Origin of the sequence: Pseudorhodoferax aquiterrae, from assembly GCF_014652235.1 — a bacterium.
GTDB lineage: Bacteria > Pseudomonadota > Gammaproteobacteria > Burkholderiales > Burkholderiaceae_C > Pseudorhodoferax > Pseudorhodoferax aquiterrae.
The window spans coordinates 45,806-62,906 of record NZ_BMYK01000003.1; the positions used below are offsets into that span (position 1 = coordinate 45,806).

General features: G+C 68.8%; 13 protein-coding genes. 4 read left to right on the forward strand and 9 right to left on the reverse strand.

Annotation, left to right across the window (positions count from 1 at the left end):
- Nucleotides 1-59: 59 nt before the first annotated feature.
- The 8 genes from IE209_RS05500 to IE209_RS05535 form a co-directional block, all read right to left on the reverse strand.
- Nucleotides 60-1,175 carry an acyl-CoA dehydrogenase family protein gene (locus IE209_RS05500; protein WP_189685967.1) on the reverse strand — a complete coding sequence of 372 codons (1,116 nt, stop codon included), beginning with the start codon at nt 1,173-1,175 and terminating at the stop codon, nt 60-62.
- 2 nt (nt 1,176-1,177) lie between these two features.
- Complete coding sequence (locus IE209_RS05505) at nt 1,178-2,359, reverse strand: acyl-CoA dehydrogenase family protein (protein ID WP_189685968.1); 1,182 nt, start codon at nt 2,357-2,359, stop codon at nt 1,178-1,180.
- Between the two features lie 10 nt (nt 2,360-2,369).
- Nucleotides 2,370-3,176: an SDR family NAD(P)-dependent oxidoreductase gene (locus tag IE209_RS05510; protein ID WP_189685969.1), complete on the reverse strand. Its 807-nt coding sequence runs from the start codon at nt 3,174-3,176 to the stop codon at nt 2,370-2,372.
- A gap of 91 nt (nt 3,177-3,267) precedes the next feature.
- On the reverse strand, nt 3,268-5,118 hold the full coding sequence (locus tag IE209_RS05515) for an ABC transporter ATP-binding protein (RefSeq protein WP_189685970.1): 1,851 nt from the start codon (nt 5,116-5,118) through the stop codon (nt 3,268-3,270).
- 752 nt (nt 5,119-5,870) lie between these two features.
- Complete coding sequence (locus IE209_RS05520) at nt 5,871-7,553, reverse strand: ABC transporter substrate-binding protein (RefSeq protein ID WP_189685971.1); 1,683 nt, start codon at nt 7,551-7,553, stop codon at nt 5,871-5,873.
- Nucleotides 7,554-7,605: 52 nt separating this feature from the next.
- Complete coding sequence (locus IE209_RS05525; RefSeq protein ID WP_189685972.1) at nt 7,606-9,294, reverse strand: ABC transporter substrate-binding protein; 1,689 nt, start codon at nt 9,292-9,294, stop codon at nt 7,606-7,608.
- A gap of 30 nt (nt 9,295-9,324) precedes the next feature.
- The gene (locus IE209_RS05530; RefSeq protein WP_189685973.1) at nt 9,325-10,221 is read right to left on the reverse strand and encodes an ABC transporter permease; all 897 of its coding nucleotides are present in this window, start codon (nt 10,219-10,221) and stop codon (nt 9,325-9,327) included.
- 2 nt (nt 10,222-10,223) lie between these two features.
- Nucleotides 10,224-11,180, reverse strand: coding sequence for an ABC transporter permease (locus IE209_RS05535; RefSeq protein WP_189685974.1), 957 nt, complete (start codon nt 11,178-11,180; stop codon nt 10,224-10,226).
- Between the two features lie 277 nt (nt 11,181-11,457).
- Between IE209_RS05535 and IE209_RS05540 the strand changes: the two genes are divergently transcribed.
- From IE209_RS05540 to IE209_RS05550, 3 genes are read left to right on the forward strand one after another with little or no spacing between them, the layout of a single operon-like run.
- Complete coding sequence (locus IE209_RS05540; protein WP_189685975.1) at nt 11,458-12,222, forward strand: SDR family oxidoreductase; 765 nt, start codon at nt 11,458-11,460, stop codon at nt 12,220-12,222.
- A 10-nt stretch (nt 12,223-12,232) separates the two neighbouring features.
- A complete protein-coding gene (locus tag IE209_RS05545) occupies nt 12,233-13,426 on the forward strand; it encodes an acyl-CoA dehydrogenase family protein (protein WP_189685976.1) in 1,194 nt (397 codons plus the stop codon).
- 4 nt (nt 13,427-13,430) lie between these two features.
- A complete protein-coding gene (locus IE209_RS05550; RefSeq protein WP_189685977.1) occupies nt 13,431-14,552 on the forward strand; it encodes an acyl-CoA dehydrogenase family protein in 1,122 nt (373 codons plus the stop codon).
- Between the two features lie 19 nt (nt 14,553-14,571).
- Here the strand turns inward: IE209_RS05550 and IE209_RS05555 are convergent, their stop codons facing one another.
- Nucleotides 14,572-15,306, reverse strand: a complete 735-nt coding sequence (locus IE209_RS05555; RefSeq protein ID WP_189685978.1) for an IclR family transcriptional regulator — start codon at nt 15,304-15,306, stop codon at nt 14,572-14,574.
- Nucleotides 15,307-15,649: 343 nt separating this feature from the next.
- Between IE209_RS05555 and IE209_RS05560 the strand changes: the two genes are divergently transcribed.
- A complete protein-coding gene (locus IE209_RS05560) occupies nt 15,650-17,089 on the forward strand; it encodes an MBL fold metallo-hydrolase (RefSeq protein WP_189685979.1) in 1,440 nt (479 codons plus the stop codon).
- Nucleotides 17,090-17,101 lie beyond the last annotated feature (12 nt).

Genomic DNA, 17,101 nt, shown 5'->3' on the forward strand with positions numbered 1-17,101 from the left:
AGGGCTGCTGCGCGCCGACAGTCCAGGGCGAGACAGCAGCACCAAGGGTTTTCCTCGGGTCAGTCGAGGGCCGCGAAGCGCTCCAGGTGGTGGTCGGCATCGCCGAAGCGCAGGCCGGCCATGGTCAGGCGGCGGAAGGTGTGCGAGACCTTGAGCTCCTCGGTCATGCCCATGCCGCCGTGCAGCTGCACCGATTCCTGGCTGATGAGCCGCGCGGCGTCGGCGATCTTCACCTTGGCGCCCGACACGGCCCGGGCGCGTTGCCGCGTGTCGCCCGCGTCGTCGACGCGGGCCGCGGCCAGGATGGCCATGGAGCGGGCCTGCTCCAGCGTGATCAGCATCTCCACCATGCGGTGCTGCAGCACCTGGAAGGACGCGATGGGCGTGCCGAACTGCTTGCGCGTCTTGGTGTACTCCAGCGTGGCCTCGTGGGCGTAGCGCATGGCGCCGATGGCGTCGGCACACTGCAGCGCGCAGGCGAAGTCCAGGGCCGCGTCGATGTGCGGCTGGGCGGCGCCCGCATCGCCCAGCAGGGCCTCCTGGCCAAGCTGCACGCCGGCGAATGCCACGTCGGCCACGCGCAGGCCGTCCACCGTGCGGCTGGGGTTCAGCGACACGCCGGCCATGCGTGGGTCGACGATGAACAGGCCCGCCCCCGTGTCGGTGCGGGCGGACACCACGAGCCGCGCGGCCGATGCGGCGCCCACGACCACGCTCTTGGCGCCGTCCAGCACCCAGCCCTCGCCTGCGCGGCGCGCCGTGGTGCGCTCGGGTGCCTGCGCATAGCGGCGCCCCGGCTCCAGGTAGGCGAATGTCCAGGCCGCCGAGCCATCGGCCAGCCCGGGCAGCAGCGTGGCGCGCTGGGCCGCCGTGCCGGCCTGGGCGAGCAGCCGGGCGGCCACGATGCTGTCCAGCAGCGGCTCGACCACCAGGGATTCGCCCAGGGCCTCCATGACCGGCATCAGGTCCAGCGCCCCGCCGCCGAAGCCGCCCTCGGCCTCGGGCAGTGCGATGGCGGTCAGCCCCATGTCGGCCAGCGCGCGCCAGACGGCATCGCTGTGGCCGCTGGCGGAATGGACGATGGCCTTGCGCTGCTCGAAGCCGTAGTGGCTGGCAAGGTACTTGCGCACCGACTCGGAGAGCTGCTGCTGTTCGTCGCTGAGTTCGAAGTTCATGGTCAGAGCCCCAAGGTCATCTTGGCGATGATGTTGCGTTGGATCTCGTTGGAGCCCGCATAGATGCTGGCCTTGCGGTAGTTGAAGTAGCGCGGTGCCAGGCGCGATGTCACGTGGTCGATGGCACCGCCCTCCTCCGCCTGGAACAGCTGGGCCTCGGGGCCGGCGGCCTGCACCATGAGTTCGGTGATCATCTGCTGCACCTCGGTGCCGCGGATCTTGAGCATGGACACGTCGGCGCCGGGCGGCTGGCCGCTGCGGCGCATCTTGTCCAGGAAGCGCATCGAGGTCAGTTCCAGCGCGTCGAGCTCGATCTCCACGCGCGAGAGCCGGTCGCGAAAGCGCGGGTCGGCCATCAGCGGCTTGCCGTCCTTCAGCGCGCGGCCAGCCCGGGCCTTCAGGGCCGCCAGCTCGCGGCGCGAACCGCCCACGTTGCCCGAGCCCATGCGCTCGTGGCCCAGCAGGTACTTGGCCACGGTCCAGCCCTTGTTCTCTTCGTGCACGAGGTTCTCCACCGGCACCACGACGTCGTCGAAGAACACCTCGTTGACCTCGTGGCCGCCGTCCATGAGGATCAGCGGGCGCACCGTGATGCCGGGCGTGCGCATGTCGATGAGCAGGAAGCTGATGCCCTCCTGGCGCTTCTCGGCCGTGGGGTCGGTGCGCACCAGGCAGAAGATCCAGTCGCCGAAGTGGCCCAGCGTGGTCCAGATCTTCTGGCCCGTGACGCGGTAGACATCGCCGTCGCGCACGGCACGGGTCTTGAGCGCGGCCAGGTCGGAGCCGGCGCCGGGCTCGGAGTAGCCCTGCACCCAGAAATCCAGCCCCTCGCGGATGCGCGGCAGGAAGCGCTCCTTCTGCTGCGGCGTGCCGAACTTGAGCAGCACCGAGGCGCACATGCTGGGCCCGAAGGACGGCAGCGCGGGCGCGCCGGCCAGGCCGAACTGTTCCTCGTAGAGGTAGCGCTGCGTGATGTTCCAGCCCGTGCCGCCCCACTCCACGGGCCAATGCGGCACGGCCCAGCCCTTGGCGGCCAGGATGCGGTGCCAGCGCAGGATGTCGTCCTTGGACAGGCCCTTGTAGTGCGTGACCTTGTCGCGGATGTCGGCGGGCAGGTTGGCGTCCAGCCAGCCGCGCACCTCGTCGCGAAAGGCCAGTTCCTCGGCAGAGTAATTCAAGTCCATGGCGTGCTCCTCAGACGGCCGTCTGGCCGGGCAGCTGGCGTGTGACCGGGTGCGAGCTCGACAGCCCGCCGTCCACCGCGATGGCCTGGCCATTGACGTAACTGCTCTGGTCGGAGGCCAGGAACAACGCCACCTGCGCGAGCTCTTCCGGCTGCGCCGCGCGGCGCAGCGGGTTCAGGCGGCCGAGCTTGTGGTCCACGCCCTTCTCCCGCGCGTAGTCGAAGGTCGGCCGGGTCATGCCGGTCTCGGTCAGGCCCGGGCAGATGGCGTTGACGCGCACATTGCTCTCGCACAGCTGCTGGGCCGAGACCATCACCAGGTTGATCACGCCGGCCTTCGACGCCGAGTACGCCGCCCCGCCCGCGCCCGAGCGGATGCCGGCCACCGAGGCCGTGCAGATGATGGAGCCGCCGCGCCCCGCGTCCACCAGGGCCCTGCCCGCGTGCTTGACCATGAGCCAGGGGCCGATCAGGTTCACGCGCAGCACCTCGGTCCAGTCCTGCGGCGTCAGTTCGAAGATGCCGGCGCGGCCGCCCGAGATGCCGGCATTGGCGAAGGCCACGTCGAGCTGGCCGTACTGTTGCTGCGCGGTGGCGACGAGCCGGGCGACGTCGGGCTCCAGGCCTGCGTCGATCTGCAGCGCCACGGCCTGGCCGCCGGCCTCCTGCACGGCACGCGCTGTCTCGTGCACGGCCTCGGTCTTGTCGCCCAGCACCAGCCGCGCGCCCTCTGCCGCGAAGCGCAGCGCCGCGGCGCGGCCGATGCCCGAGCCGGCGCCCGTGATGATGGCGACCTTGCCGCCGAGTTGTTCCGACATAGGGCTTGTCCTTGTAGGGATGGAATGGAGGAGCCAGCGTGCCAAAGCGGCGCAGCGCCAGCCATCACTTGCGCGACAGGCGCGCGCTGCCTCATGCAGGCTGGGCCGCGGGCAGGGCCCTCTCCCAGCTCTCGTCCCACTCCATGACGGAGTGGCGCGCGCCCACCTTGCGCACCTGGCGCTGCGGCGGCACGTAGCTGACGGGGCGCATGGGGCTCCTGATCTCGTCGTTGGAGACCGGGCGCTTCTGCAGCCGGCGCGCCGGGTCGGCGATCGGCACGGCCGCCAGCAGGCGCTTGGTGTAGGGGTGCTGCGGATTGCCGAAGACCTCCTCGCGCGGGCCGATCTCGACGATCTCGCCCAGGTACATCACGGCCACGCGGTGGGCGATGCGCTCGACCACGGCCATGTCGTGCGAGATGAACAAGTAGGCCAGGCCCATCTGCTCCTGCAGCTCGAGCATCAGGTTGATGACCTGGGCCTTGACCGACACGTCGAGCGCGGAGACCGACTCGTCGGCCACGATCAGCCGCGGCTTGAGCGCGAGTGCGCGCGCGATGCAGATGCGCTGGCGCTGACCGCCCGAGAACTCGTGCGGGTAGCGGCTGGCCATCTCGGGCGTGAGGCCCACGCGGCGCAGCAGCTCGGTCACCTGGGCCTGGGCCTCGTCCTGCGTGGCCAGGCCGTGGATCAGCAGCGGCTCGGCGATGGCCTCGCCCACCTTCATGCGCGGGTTCAGGCTCGCGTACGGGTCCTGGAAAATCATCTGCATGTGGCGGCGCTGCGCGCGCAGGGCCGACTTTGGCAGCTGGAGCAGGTCCTGGCCGTCGAGCAGGATCTCGCCCGCCACGGGCTCGTCCAGCCGCAGGATGGAGCGGCCCGTGCTGGTCTTGCCGCAGCCCGATTCGCCGACCAGCGCCAGCGTCTCGCCGGGCTGCAGGCTGAACGACACGTTCTCCACCGCATGCACACGGCCCGTGACCTGGCCCAGCATGCCGCCGCGCACCTCGAAACGCGTCGTGAGCTGGCGCACCTCCAGCACCGGCGGCACGCCCGAAGCCACGGTGTCGGCCACCTCGGTGGGCACGTCGCTGAGGCCCGTGGCCCGGTCCACCACGGGAAAGCGCATGGGCCGCGCCCGCCCGTGCATCGCACCCAGCCGCGGCACGGCCGACAGCAGCGAGCGCGTGTAGGGGTGCTCGGCGCGCGCGAAGATGTCTTCGGTGCTGCCGCTCTCCACGGCCTTGCCGTTGTACATGACCACCGTGCGGTCGGCGATCTCGGCCACCACGCCCATGTCGTGCGTGATGAACAGCACGGCCATGCCCTCTTCGGCCTGCAGGGTCTTGATGAGCTCCAGGATCTGGGCCTGGATGGTCACGTCCAGCGCCGTCGTGGGTTCGTCGGCGATCAGCAGCTGGGGCCGGCAGGCCAGCGCCATGGCGATCATCACGCGCTGGCGCATGCCGCCCGAGAAGCGGTGCGGGTGTTCGTCGAAGCGCGTCCCGGCGGCCGGGATGCGCACCTTCTCGAGCAGGCGGATGGTCTCGGCCCGCGCGGCGGCGCGGTCCAGCCCGCGGTGCAGCACCAGCGCCTCGGCGATCTGGAAGCCGATGGTCAGCGAGGGGTTCAGGCTGGTCATGGGCTCCTGGAAGATCATCGCGATGCGGTTGCCGCGCACCTGGCGCATCTGCGGCTCGCTGAGCTTCAGCAGGTCCTGGCCGTCGAACAGCACCTGGCCGGCCTCGATGCGGCCGGGCGGCTCGGGGATCAGCCGCATGATGGACATGGCGGTCACGCTCTTGCCCGAGCCGGACTCGCCGACGAGGGCCAGGGTCTGGCCGGCATGCACGTCGAACGAGACGTCGTCGACGGCGGTGAACAGGCCGCGTTCGGTCTGGAAGCGGGTGGTGAGGCCCTGGACTTGGAGGATGGGTGGCATGTCAATGGTCCTCACGACGAGGTGCCCGCAGGGCGAACAGAAGCGCGGCCGAGCGCAGCGATGGCCTGTGTGTGACCCCGCTCCCACCCCTGTGCCCACGCCGAGGAGCGCAGTGGACTGGGCGGCGCGGGGAACCTCGCGCCTTGTCATCTGACTCATTGCACTTGTTCGAGCTGAACGAACGCAGTGAGTGGTGCGAGTTGTGCAATGCGCCCAGGCCGCGAGCACCGCAGGTTGCCCGGAGCGCCAGCGGAGGGACGGGGGCACCGGGGTCGCACTTTCTTTGGTTACTTTCTTTCGGCGAAACGAAAGAAAGTGACTGCGCTGCCGGGCGCACATCCCGGCCTCTGGTGCCAGCCAATGACACTACGTCTGATCGAGGTGAGGAGGTGGGGGCTTCTCCCCCACACCCCGACCTACTTTTCTTGTCTCGCCAAGAAAAGTAGGCAAAAGAAGGCGACCCCGGTGCCCCTGTCCCTCCGCTAGCGCTCCGGGCAACCTGCGGTGCTCGCGCCATGGGCCGCATTGCGCAACTCGCTGCGTTCACTGCGTTCACTACGCTCGGACAAGCGCAATGAGTCAGATGTTGAAGCGCGAGGTTCCCCGCGCAGCCCATGGCGCTGCGCTCCTCGACAGGGGCACAGGGGATTTTTCGATCCGGGCCATCGCTTCGCTCGGCCTGGGAATCGGGCCATCGCTGCGCTCGGCCCGTGGTTCTGCAGCCGCAGCTCGGTAGCTCAGCGCGCCGCACTTCAGAACCCCATCTTCTTCTTGAGGTCCTGGTCGATCCACATGCGTGCGTAGATCGGCCCCGGGCGCGCCGCCCCGGCGAACAGCTCGCCGTCGTAGTTCTTGACCCAGGGCCACCAGGCCGCGTAGTAGTACGGCGTGGGCATGAAGAGGTAGGGCGCGCCGGCCAGGATGTCGCGCGTGGCCTGCTTGATCTTGGCCTGGCGCGCGGGCTCGTCGCGCTCGGCGTAGATGGCTTCCATCTGCGCGTCGAACTTCGGGTCGGCCCATTGGGCGGCGTTCCAGGTCTGGCCGGTCAGGAAGTTCTTGCGCAGCGAGGTCGTCGGGTTGGTGAAGCCGTTGCTCATGTAGTAGCCCGGCGCATTGGTCTTGGAGGTCATGGCCGACAGGAAGGGCGCGTACTCCATGGACTGGATCTCCATGCGCACGTTGACCTTCTGCAGGTAGCCCGCGATCAGTTGCAAGAGTTCCATGCTGTTGGGCTCGCAGGCGCAGACCTGCACCTTGAAGCTGAAGCCCTTGGCGTGGCCGGCCTCGGCCAGCAGCTTCTTCGCACCCTCGGCGTCGTAGGTGAACAGCTGCTTGACCTCGGGCGGCATGGCCGACAGGGGCTCGTAGTAGCCCTCGAAGGCCGGGCTCATCGGGAAGCTGAACAGCTCGGCGTTGCCGCCATAGAACTGCTTGACCACCTCCTGCTTGTTGACGGCCATGTTCAGCGCACGCCGCACGCGGATGTCGTCGAAGGGTTTCTGGTCCACGCGCATGGCCAGGTAGTTGGCGCTGGTGGCGAGGAAGCGCTTCCACTTGAGCGCCGGCGCGTTCTTCTTGAGTTCGTCCACCGAGGTCCAGCGGATGGTCTCCAGAATGTCGAGCCGCGCCGTGCGCAGCGCCGTGAGCTGCGAGGATTCGTCCTTGATCGTGCGGTAGGTGATGCCGTCGACGAAGGGCAGCTGATAGGCCTGGCCGCCGATGGTCTCCTTGTCCCAGTACAGCGGGTTCTTGACGTAGGTGTTGGCATTGCCCGCCACGAAGTTGCTGAGCAGGAAGGGGCCCGTGCCGTTGGCCTTGCGCCAGTCGCCGGCGCCGGCCTCCACCACCTCGCGCGGCACCACGCTGGAGTAGTAGCCCCAGCCCCAGCGGTAGTCCCATTCGGCGTTGAAGCTCTTGAAGCGGAACACCACGGTGTGCCTGTCCGTCGCCTCGACCGCGGCGATGTGGTCGAAGTAGGTCGGGATCTTCTTGGGGCTCTTGTCCTGGCGGTTGTAGGAATAGACCACGTCCTCGGCCACGAGCTCGCGCTCGGCCATCACGCCTTCCTTGGCCGGGAACCTGATGCCCTTGCGCAGCTTGACGGTGAGCGTGAGCGGATCGGTCCAGCTCCAGCTCTCGGCCAGTTCTCCGCGCATGGCCTCGGCCGGCACCCAGGCGTCGGCCGCGAAGGCCTGCTTGCCGCCGTTGCGCTGGGCCTTGGACAGGTCGGCGGCGAACAGCTGCTCGTACATCTGGCCGGCGTCGTGGTTGAACTTCCAGTTCCAGTCCGCGCCGTCCCACGACAACGCGGTGCGCGTGACGTAGACCGTGCCCACGTTGAGCGTTCCGCCGTACTGCGGTTTGGCGGGGGCCTGGGCGAATGCCGCGCCGGCGGCCAGCCACGCCAGGCCGGCGATGGTGCGCAAGGGGGTCATGCTGTCTCCTTCTGGTGGCGGGTCGTGCACCCTGCGGTGGCGCGGTGCTGCGTCAGAAACCCATCTTCTTCTTGAGATCCTGGTCGACCCAGATGCGCGCATGGATGGGGCCGGGCCGCTCCGCACCTGCGCGCAGTTCGCCGTTGTAGTTCTTGACCCAGGGCCACCAGGCCGTGTAGCGGTAGGGTGTGGGCAGCCAGATGTGCGGGGCCTTGTCGAGGATCTCGCGCGTCATGCCGCGCAGCATCTGCTGGCGCTTGCCCTCGTCGGGTTCGGCCAGCATGGCGTCGATCTGCTTGTCGAAGGCCGGGTCGCTGTACTGCGAGGGGTTCCAGGTCTGCCCCGTGGCGAAGGTCTTGCGCAGCGCCGTGGTCGGGTTGGTGGCGGCCAGGTTCACGAAGTAGCCAGGCGCGTTGGTCTTGGTGGTCATGGCCGACAGGTAGGCCGGGTACTCCATGACCTGGATCTCCATCTTCACGTTGACCTTGGCCAGCTGGGCCGCGATCAGCGAGAGCAGGTCGTTGTCCAGGCTGCCCGAATGGGTCTGCACCTTGAACGTGAAGCCCTTGGCCAGGCCCGCCTCCGCCAGCAGCTTCTTCGCCTGCTCGGGGTCGTGCTTGAACAGCGCCTGGATGCTGGCCGGCATCGACGACACGGGCTCGTGGTACGGCCCGTACGACGGATGCATGGGGTAGGACATCAGCTCGGCGTTGCCGCCGTAGAACGACTTCATGATCTGCGCGCGGTCGATCGCCATGTTCAGCGCACGCCGCACGCGGATGTCGTCGAAGGGCTTGGTGTCCACGCGCAGCGCCAGCACCGGGCCGTTGACGGCCAGGTAACGGCTCCACTGCAGCTGCGGCGCGCTCTTCTTGAGCTCGTCCACGGCCGTCCAGCCCACCACCTCGAGCAGGTCCAGCCGGCCCGTGCGCAGCGCCGTGATGTAGGTCGATTCGTCCTTGATCAGCCGGTAGTTGATGGTGTCGACGAAGGGCAGCTTGTACTTCTGGCCGCCGATGGTCTCGCTGTCCCAGTAGTTCGCGTTCTTCGTGAAGGTGACGGCGTTGCCCTGCACGTAGTTGCTGATGCCGAAGGGACCGGTGCCGTTGGCCTTGCGCCAGTCCTTGGCGCCGGCCTCCACCACCTCCTTGGGCACGATGGCCGAGTAGTAGCCCCAGCCGAAGCGGTAGTCCCACTCGGCATGGAAGGCCTTGAAGGTGAAGACCACGGTGCTGGCGTCCGTGGCCTCCACCTTCTCGATGTGGTCGAAGTAGTTGGGGATCTTCTTGGGGCTCTGCTCGTAGCGGTTGTAGCTGTAGACCACGTCCTGCGCGGTGAGCTCGCGCGCGGCCATGACCCCCTCCTTGGCCGGGAACATCACGCCCTTGCGCAGCTTGATCTCCACGCGGCGCGGGTTGTCCAGCATCTTCCAGCTTTCGGCCAACTCGCCGCGGATCGCGTCGCTGGGCAGGAAGGCGTCGATCGTGAAGTCGTAGGGGCCGCCGTTGCGCTTGGCCTTGGACAGGTCGGCCGCGAACAGGGACTCGTAGGTCAGGCCCATGTCGTGGTTGAACTTCCAGGTCCAGTCGGCGCTGTCGAAGGACAGCGGCGGCACCGTGAGGAAGATGGTGCCGATGTTGACCGTGCCCCCGTACTGGGGCTTGGCAGGGGCCTGGGCCAGGGCCGTGCCGACGGTCAAGGCGGCCGCGAGGGCCACGGCGAACTTGCGGGATGCGGTCATGTGTCTCCTTGTCTTGTGGGTGGCGGTCGCTCAGCGCGTCCCGCGCATGCGGGGGTCCAGCAGATCGCGCAGCGCGTCGCCGAACACGTTGGTCGCGTAGACCACGGCCGTCAGGCACAGGCCCGGCGCCAGCGCCAGCCAGGGGCCTTCGAACATGAAGGTGCGGCCGCTGCCCGACAGCATCGAACCCCAGGTGGGCGCCGGCGGCGGCACGCCCAGGCCCAGGAAGGAGAGGCCCGATTCGGCCAGGATGGCCGTGCCCACGCGCGTGGTGAACAGCACGATGATGGGTGGCATCACGTTGGGTAGCACATGGCGCCACAGGATGCGGTGCGTGGGCGCGCCGAGCGACTGCGCGGCGTGCACATAGGTGTTCTCGCGCACCGAGATCACGGCCGAGCGCACGATGCGCGAGCCCGCGATGCCCAGCAGCACGCCCAGTGTGACGATGATCTGCGGCATGCCCGGGCCCAGGACCGAGACCACCACGATCAGCACGACGAGGTCCGGGAAGCTCATCCAGGCGTCGACGAAGCGCTGCATGAACATGTCGAGCTTGCCGCCGAAGTAGCCGCTCACGATGCCCAGCACGGCCGAGATCACGGTCGCCAGCAGTGCGGCCGCGCAGCCGATGATGACGGACAGCTGCGCGCCGTAGATGCAGCGCGAGAGCAGGTCGCGGCCCAGGTTATCGGTGCCGAACCAGTGGGCGGCCCCGGGCGGCTTGAGGCGTTCGGCCGGTGAGATGTCGTTGAAGCCATGCGGCGCGATGAAGTCCGCGAACACGCCGCAGAACAGGAAGAACAGCAGCAGTGCGCCCCCGGCCGCGCCGAGCGGCTTCTCGCGCACGAGGCGGCGCAGGAAGGCGAGCACGCCGCCGGTGACCGGCACCGGGGCCGCAGTGGGAAGGGTGGTGGCTGTCGTCATGTTCAACGGTTCCTGACTTTGGGATCGAGCAGGCCGTAGCTCAGATCGACCAAGAGGTTGATGACCAGGACGGCCACGCCGACGATCAGGAACACGCCGGTGACGATGGGGTAGTCGCGCTGGCTCACGGCTTCGAGCAGCAGCATGCCCATGCCGGGGATCACGAAGATCTGCTCGATGATCACGGCCCCGCCCAGCAGCAGCGGCGCCTGCAGCCCGATCAGCGTGACCACCGGGATCAGCGCGTTGCGCAGCGCATGGCGCAGCACGATCACGCGTTCGCCGAGGCCCTTGGCCTGCGCGGTGCGGATGTAGTCCTGGCGCAGCACCTCCAGCATCATGGTGCGCGTCATGCGCATGGTGATGGCCGACAGCGAGGTGCCGAGCACGATGCCGGGCACCAGCATCTGCTGCAGGTTCTTCCAGGGGTCGGCGAAGAAGCCCACGTAGTCGATGGGCGGCGACCAGCCCCACCAGATCGAGGGGAAGACCACGACCATGGTGCCGAGCCAGAAGCTGGGCACGGCCAGCAGCAGGATGGAGAAGGAGCGCGCGGCGTAGTCGCCGGCCGTGTCCTGGCGCATCGCCGAGTAGATGCCGATGGGCAGCGCCATGGACAGCGAGACCACCAGCGCGATCAGGCCGAGCTCCATGGTCACGGGCAGGCGGTGGCCGATCTGCTCGGCCACCGAGGTGCCCTGCCAGAGCGAGGTGCCCAGGTCGCCATGGAACACGATGGCGCGCAGCCAGAGCAGGTACTGCTTCCACATCGGCTGGTCCAGGCCCAGCGCGGCGATGAGCTGCTCGCGGCTCTTGGGCTCGGCCGAGATGTCGTTGTTGCTGAGCATGAGATCGACCACATCGCCCGGAATGAGCCGGATCGAGATGAACACGATCAGGCTGGCGATGACCAGGGTCGGCAGCAGCGAGAGCAGGCGGCGGGCGATGTAGGCGTGCATGGATCAGCCCCGCCCACCACCCGCGCAAGCGGCCAGGGAACATCGTTGGCGAAGCGTCGCGGGTGATCGCATGGGTCTCCTTGATGTCATTGCGCCCGCTGCGGCAGCGGCTGTGCCGCGGGGCGTTCCGGTGCGGGCAGTCTAGTGACGGACCCCCCGAATTGGAACGTGGGGTATGCCCCAACCTTGGAATGTCTCTCGTACGACAAGCCCTACTGATGCTTGGGTTTAGAAAATGCGGTTTCACACGGTTGCAGAACGCACACAGGAGGCAGGCATGTCACTCTTCGCACTCGACGGCAAGGTCGCCGTCATCACCGGCTCATCGCGCGGCATCGGCCGGGCCATCGCCGAGCGCATGGCGGAACAGGGCGCGCGCGTGGTCATCTCCTCGCGCAAGGCCGGCCCCTGCGACGAGGTGGCGGCCGCGATCAACGCGCGCCATGGCGCGGGCCGCGCGATCGCGGTGCCGGCCAACATTTCGTCCAAGGACGACCTCAAGCACCTCGTGGATGAAACGAACCGCCAGCTCGGCGCCATCGACATCCTGGTCTGCAACGCGGCCTCCAACCCCTACTACGGCCCCATGGCCGGCATCGCGGACGAGCAGTTCCGCAAGGTGCTGGAGAACAACGTGATCGCCAACCACTGGCTGATCGGCTTCGTCGCGCCGCAGATGGTCGAGCGCAAAGACGGCGCCATCGTCATCGTCTCGTCCATCGGCGGCCTGCGCGGCTCGCCCGTGATCGGCGCTTACAACATCTCCAAGGCAGCGGACTTCCAGCTGGCGCGCAACCTCGCCGTGGAATACGGGCCGCACAACGTGCGCGTGAACTGCATCGCGCCGGGCCTGATCCGCACCGACTTCGCACGCGCGCTCTGGGAGAACCCGGACACGCTGGCCAAGGCCACGTCCACCGCGCCGTTGCGGCGCATCGGCGAGCCCGACGAGATCGCGGGCGCGGCCGTGTTCCTGGCCTCGAAAGCCGGTTCCTTCATAACCGGCCAGGCGATCGTGGTCGACGGCGGCGTCACCATCTGAGGGCGCGACCATGCAGGACGACAACACCCTGACCACCTTCCGCGCCGAAACACGCGCCTGGCTCGAAGCCAACTGCCCGCCCGAGATGCGCCAGCCCGTGGCGAGCGAGGACGACATCTGCTGGGGCGGCCGCAACGCGCATTTCAGCAGCGATGCCCAGCGCCTGTGGCTCGAGCGCATGGCCGCGCGCGGCTGGACCGTGCCGGCCTGGCCACGCGACTACGGCGGCGGCGGCCTTTCGCCGGAACAGGCCAAGGTGCTCGCGCAGGAGATGCGCGCGCTGGGCTGCCGGCCCCCGCTGTCGAGCTTCGGCATCTGGATGCTGGGGCCGGCGCTGCTCAAGTTCGGCACCGAGGCGCAGAAGCTGGAGCACCTGCCGCCGATCGCGCGCGGCGAGATCCGCTGGTGCCAGGGCTATTCCGAACCCGGCGCGGGCTCGGACCTGGCTTCGCTGCAGACGCGCGCCGAAGACCGCGGCGACCACTTCATCGTCAACGGCCAGAAGATCTGGACTTCGTACGCCGACAAGGCCGACTGGATCTTCTGCCTGGTGCGCACCGATCCCAAGGCCAGCAAGCACACCGGCATCAGCTTCGTGCTGTTCGACATGGCGAGCGAGGGGGTTTCGACCCGGCCCATCCTGCTGATCTCGGGCAAGTCGCCGTTCTGCGAGACCTTCTTCGACAACGTGCGCGTGGACAAGCGCAACCTGGTCGGCCAGGCCGGCGCGGGCTGGACGGTCGCCAAGTACCTGCTGACGCACGAGCGCGAGATGATCAGCGCGATCGGCGACCGCGCCGCGCCCACGCCGCTGGGCCGCACGGCGCTGGAGCAGGTGGGCGCGGACGCGCAGGGGCGGCTGGCAGACCCCGTGCTGCGCGCGCAGATCGCCGAGTTCGAGGTGGACGAGGCGGCCTTCCGCGCGCTGCTCGCACGCTTCGGTGAGGTGGCGCGCGCGGGCCAGGCGCACCCGGCCTTCTCCTCGGTGCTGAAGTACTACGGCGCCGAACTCAACAAGCGCCGCCACGAACTGCTGATGGCCGCCGGCGGCAGCGATGCGCTGGAATGGGAGAGTGCACGCTCGCAGCAGGGCCACGCCGCGCGCGCCTGGCTGCGCACCAAGGGCAATTCCATCGAGGGCGGCACCAGCGAAGTGCAGCTCAACGTGGTGGCCAAACGCATCCTCGAACTGCCCGGAGCCTGATCCCATGCCTTACCTTCCCACACAGGAACAGACCATGCTGCGCGACAGCGCGCGCGCCTTCCTGTCCGAACAGGCGCCCGTGGCGCAACTGCGCAGCCTGCGCGCGCAGACCAGCGGCGATGGCTTCGACCGCGCGCTGTGGCAGCGCTTCGCCGGCCTGGGCTTCACGGGCATGCTGGTGCCCGAGGCCCATGGCGGCCTGGGCCTGGGCCATACCGACGCCGGCCTGCTGATGCAGGAGATCGGCCGGCACCTGAGCGTGCTGCCCTTCTCGGCCTCCGCCGTGGTGGCGGCCAGCGCGATCCGCGCCGCGGGCAGCGAAGCCCAGTGCGCGGCGCTGCTGCCGGCCATCGCGAGCGGCGAGCGCATCGCAGCGCTGGCCGTGGACGAGCGCGGCAAGCACGATCCGCAGCAGATCGCGCTGAGCGCGCGGCGTGAAGGCGATGGCTGGGTGTTGAACGGCAGCAAGACCTTCGTCGAGTTCGGGCACGCGGCCGACCTGCTGGTCGTGGCGGCCCGCATGGCCGACGGGGTCGGCCTGTTCGTGCTGCCGCAAGGCAGGCCCGGCCTGGAGCTCGAGCGGGTCGCCATGGTGGACTCCCAGGCCTGCGCCCGTCTGCGGCTGCAGGAAGTGCGCCTGGGGGCAGATGGCCTGCTCGGCACGCCCGAGCAAGGCGCTGCCGCGCTGCAGGCTGCACTGGACGCGGGCCGCGCCGCGGCCGCGGCCGAGCTGCTGGGCATCGCCGACGAGGTGTTCGCGCGGACCCTGGCCTACCTCAAGGAGCGCCGCCAGTTCGACCGTGTGATCGGCGAGTTCCAGGCCCTGCAGCACCGCGCTGCGGTGCTCATGGTGGAGATCGAACTGGCGCGTGCCGCCGTCGGCCAGGCCCTGCAGGCGCTGGACTCCGAGCCCGCCAAGGCCAGCGCCGCCGTCTCGGTCGCCAAGTCGCGCGCCGGCCGCAGCGCCACGCTTGCGGTGCAGGAAGGCGTGCAGATGCACGGCGGCATGGGCATGACCGACGCGTTCGAGATGGGCTTTTTCATGAAGCGCGTGCGCGTGCTGCAGGAGCGCTACGGCGATGCGGGCTTTCACGCCGACCGGCTGGCGGTGCTGGGCGGCTACTGAGAGCCGGCGCGCCGCAGGGCTACTCCGGATGCCAACGCGAAACCGCGGGGGGTGTCGCGGAGGACCGGCCGCCTGCGAGCGCATAGGACAGCTGGTTGGCCGCGTGCACCACGCTCTTGGCGTGGCCGGCCAGCCTGGCCTTCGTGAGCCGTGAACTCGGGCCGGAGATGCACATGGAGCCCAGCAGGCTCCAATTGGTCCGGAACACCGGCGCGGCGACACTGGACACCTCCGCTTCCCGTTCGCCCATGGACACCTGGTAGCCCCGGCGCCGGATCGTCTCGTAGGGCTCTCCCTTTTCCCCGCTGAACGCCAGGATGACGCGCCCCGGGGCGCCCCGGTCCAGCGGAAGCCGCTCGCCGATCCGCACGTTGTGCCGCACCGACTGCGGCCCTTCCACGCGCGCCACGCAGGAGCGGATGCTGCCCTCGCGCACATAGAACGATGCGCTCTCGCCCGTCAGCCGCACGAGTTCGTGCAGTGCCGGCTCGACGACGTTGTTCACGTCGAAGCCGGCCTGGTAGCGCGCGCCCAACCAGCCTGCGGCCGGTCCCAGCCGCCACTGCCCGTCGTCGGTCTGCACCATGTAGTGGGATTGCGCGAGCGTGCGGGCCAGCCGCAGCACGGTGGTCTTGTGCATGTCGACACGGCGGCTGAGTTCGGCCAGCGACAGCGAGAACTCGCCCACCTCGAACACTTCCATGAGCGACAGCGCCCGGGTGACCGCCGTGACGCCGCCGTCTGTCTCTGCCATCGTGCTCCTCCCCGTTCTGTTGCGCCCACTGCACCATGGTCCACGGTGCGAAACGCAATTGTGCTTCGTGCAACGTCATCATAAAGTTTTCGAAACAGCGCGGCACCCGGCAGCGCTCGGAGACAAGGACATGCACCCTCGCACCCGCCCGCAGGCGACACATTCCGTCGCCTGCCCCGCACCCGGCCAGCAGGCCCGGACCTTCTCCCGTTCGCCTTCCAGCAGCGCCGGCCGCAAGGCCTGACGGCGCCCCATCCTCGCCCGCCTTCCAGACGGCCCTGCGTGCTGCATGGGCCGGCGTGGGCGCGCGCGCCATGCCACCGATTCATCAACAGGAGAGCCAATGAGAACGAAGCTGAGAAATCTCGCCCAGCGGGCCGCGCTGTCGGCCGCGGCCGTGCTGGCGGGCACGGGAGCGGCCTGGGGCCAGAGCCAGATGGACATCCATCTGGAAGCGGCGACACGCAACACCGGTGGAGACAAGTTCCTCAAGGACTGGACGCGCGACCGGTACTGCATGTATGTCGACAACCCTGCGCTGCTGGCGGAAATCCGCACGCAGCGCGCGCCCGTCCCCATGACCCAGGTGTTCGACGACGCCTGGTTCGTGGGCTTTCAGAACGTGGGGCAGTTCATCCTGAAGAACGGCAACGGCTTCACGCTGATCGACACGCTCAACAGCTCGGCCGACGTCGACAACTACACGCTGCCCGCGCTGCGCTCGCTCGGTCTCGGGGTGCAGGCGCCGCTGGTCGGTGCCTACATCACGCACGGGCACTTCGACCACGATGGCGGCGCCGCACGTCTGCGCGAGTTGTTCGGCACCGGTTTCCCGATCTACATCGGCTCGGGCGACGCGCAGGGCAAGACCTACGGCCCCATCCTGCTGGACTCCAACAACCTGGGCTACCAGTCCTTCAGCCTGGGCGGCCGCGCCATGACCGTGCTGGCCTCGCCGGGGCACACGCCCGGCACCATGTCGGCCATCGTTCCCGTGCACGACAACGGTGTGGAGCGCAAGCTGCTGATCGTCGGTGGAACGGCGATCCCGATGAACATCGCGGCATCGCGCAGCTACCTGCAGTCCGTCGAGCGCATGTACCAGGCCGCCAAGGACTTCAAGGCGGAAGGCACGCTGCACCCGCACGGCATCATCGACGGCGGCAACCAGCACATGGCCGACATCAACGCCAGGGGCTCGCGCACGGCGAACCCCTACATCATCGGCAACGAGAAGCTGCTGCGCACCGTCGCCATCATGCGCGAATGCGGTGCCGCGCAGGTCGCCCAGGTGGACGCCACGGCCAAGGAGCCCGTCTGGCGCGTGACCAGCCTCAGCTTCGACACCCAAAGCCCGTCGCCGGCCCGCATCGCCGCGAAGCTGCAGAGCGATTGGGGCCCGGTGGCCGACCAGCAGGTGGTCTTCAGCGTCGGCAACTCCGGTGCGGCCTGCACCGCACGCACCAATGCCGAGGGCATCGCGGTCTGCGGCTCGCCGCTGACCGTGCGCCCGCGCGACGAGGTGACCGCCACTTTCGCCGGAGCGGCAGGCCCGGACCACGTGGATCTGCCCAGCGTGCGCAGCGCGCTCGTCAGCAGCCTGCAATGCGACATCGACAGCAACGGCGCCGTGAACCGCAACGACATCAGCGCCATCATGGCCGGCATCGGCAAACCCATCGTGGCCGGGGACCCGCGCGATGCGGATGGCGACGGCAAGGTCACCGCGAGCGACGCGCGCATGTGCACGCAACGCTGTTCCAAAGAGCAATGCGCACTGTGATGCGCTGCGCCC

Coding starts and splice junctions, on each gene's coding strand:
- IE209_RS05525 (WP_189685972.1), bottom strand. CDS start 9,294: ATGACCGCATCCCGCAAGTTCGCCGTGGCCCTCGCGGCCGCCTTGACC.
- IE209_RS05535 (WP_189685974.1), bottom strand. CDS start 11,180: ATGCACGCCTACATCGCCCGCCGCCTGCTCTCGCTGCTGCCGACCCTG.
- IE209_RS05505 (WP_189685968.1), bottom strand. CDS start 2,359: ATGGACTTGAATTACTCTGCCGAGGAACTGGCCTTTCGCGACGAGGTG.
- IE209_RS05520 (WP_189685971.1), bottom strand. CDS start 7,553: ATGACCCCCTTGCGCACCATCGCCGGCCTGGCGTGGCTGGCCGCCGGC.
- IE209_RS05530 (WP_189685973.1), bottom strand. CDS start 10,221: ATGACGACAGCCACCACCCTTCCCACTGCGGCCCCGGTGCCGGTCACC.
- IE209_RS05515 (WP_189685970.1), bottom strand. CDS start 5,118: ATGCCACCCATCCTCCAAGTCCAGGGCCTCACCACCCGCTTCCAGACC.
- IE209_RS05540 (WP_189685975.1), top strand. CDS start 11,458: ATGTCACTCTTCGCACTCGACGGCAAGGTCGCCGTCATCACCGGCTCA.
- IE209_RS05510 (WP_189685969.1), bottom strand. CDS start 3,176: ATGTCGGAACAACTCGGCGGCAAGGTCGCCATCATCACGGGCGCCGGC.
- IE209_RS05500 (WP_189685967.1), bottom strand. CDS start 1,175: ATGAACTTCGAACTCAGCGACGAACAGCAGCAGCTCTCCGAGTCGGTG.
- IE209_RS05550 (WP_189685977.1), top strand. CDS start 13,431: ATGCCTTACCTTCCCACACAGGAACAGACCATGCTGCGCGACAGCGCG.
- IE209_RS05545 (WP_189685976.1), top strand. CDS start 12,233: ATGCAGGACGACAACACCCTGACCACCTTCCGCGCCGAAACACGCGCC.
- IE209_RS05555 (WP_189685978.1), bottom strand. CDS start 15,306: ATGGCAGAGACAGACGGCGGCGTCACGGCGGTCACCCGGGCGCTGTCG.
- IE209_RS05560 (WP_189685979.1), top strand. CDS start 15,650: ATGAGAACGAAGCTGAGAAATCTCGCCCAGCGGGCCGCGCTGTCGGCC.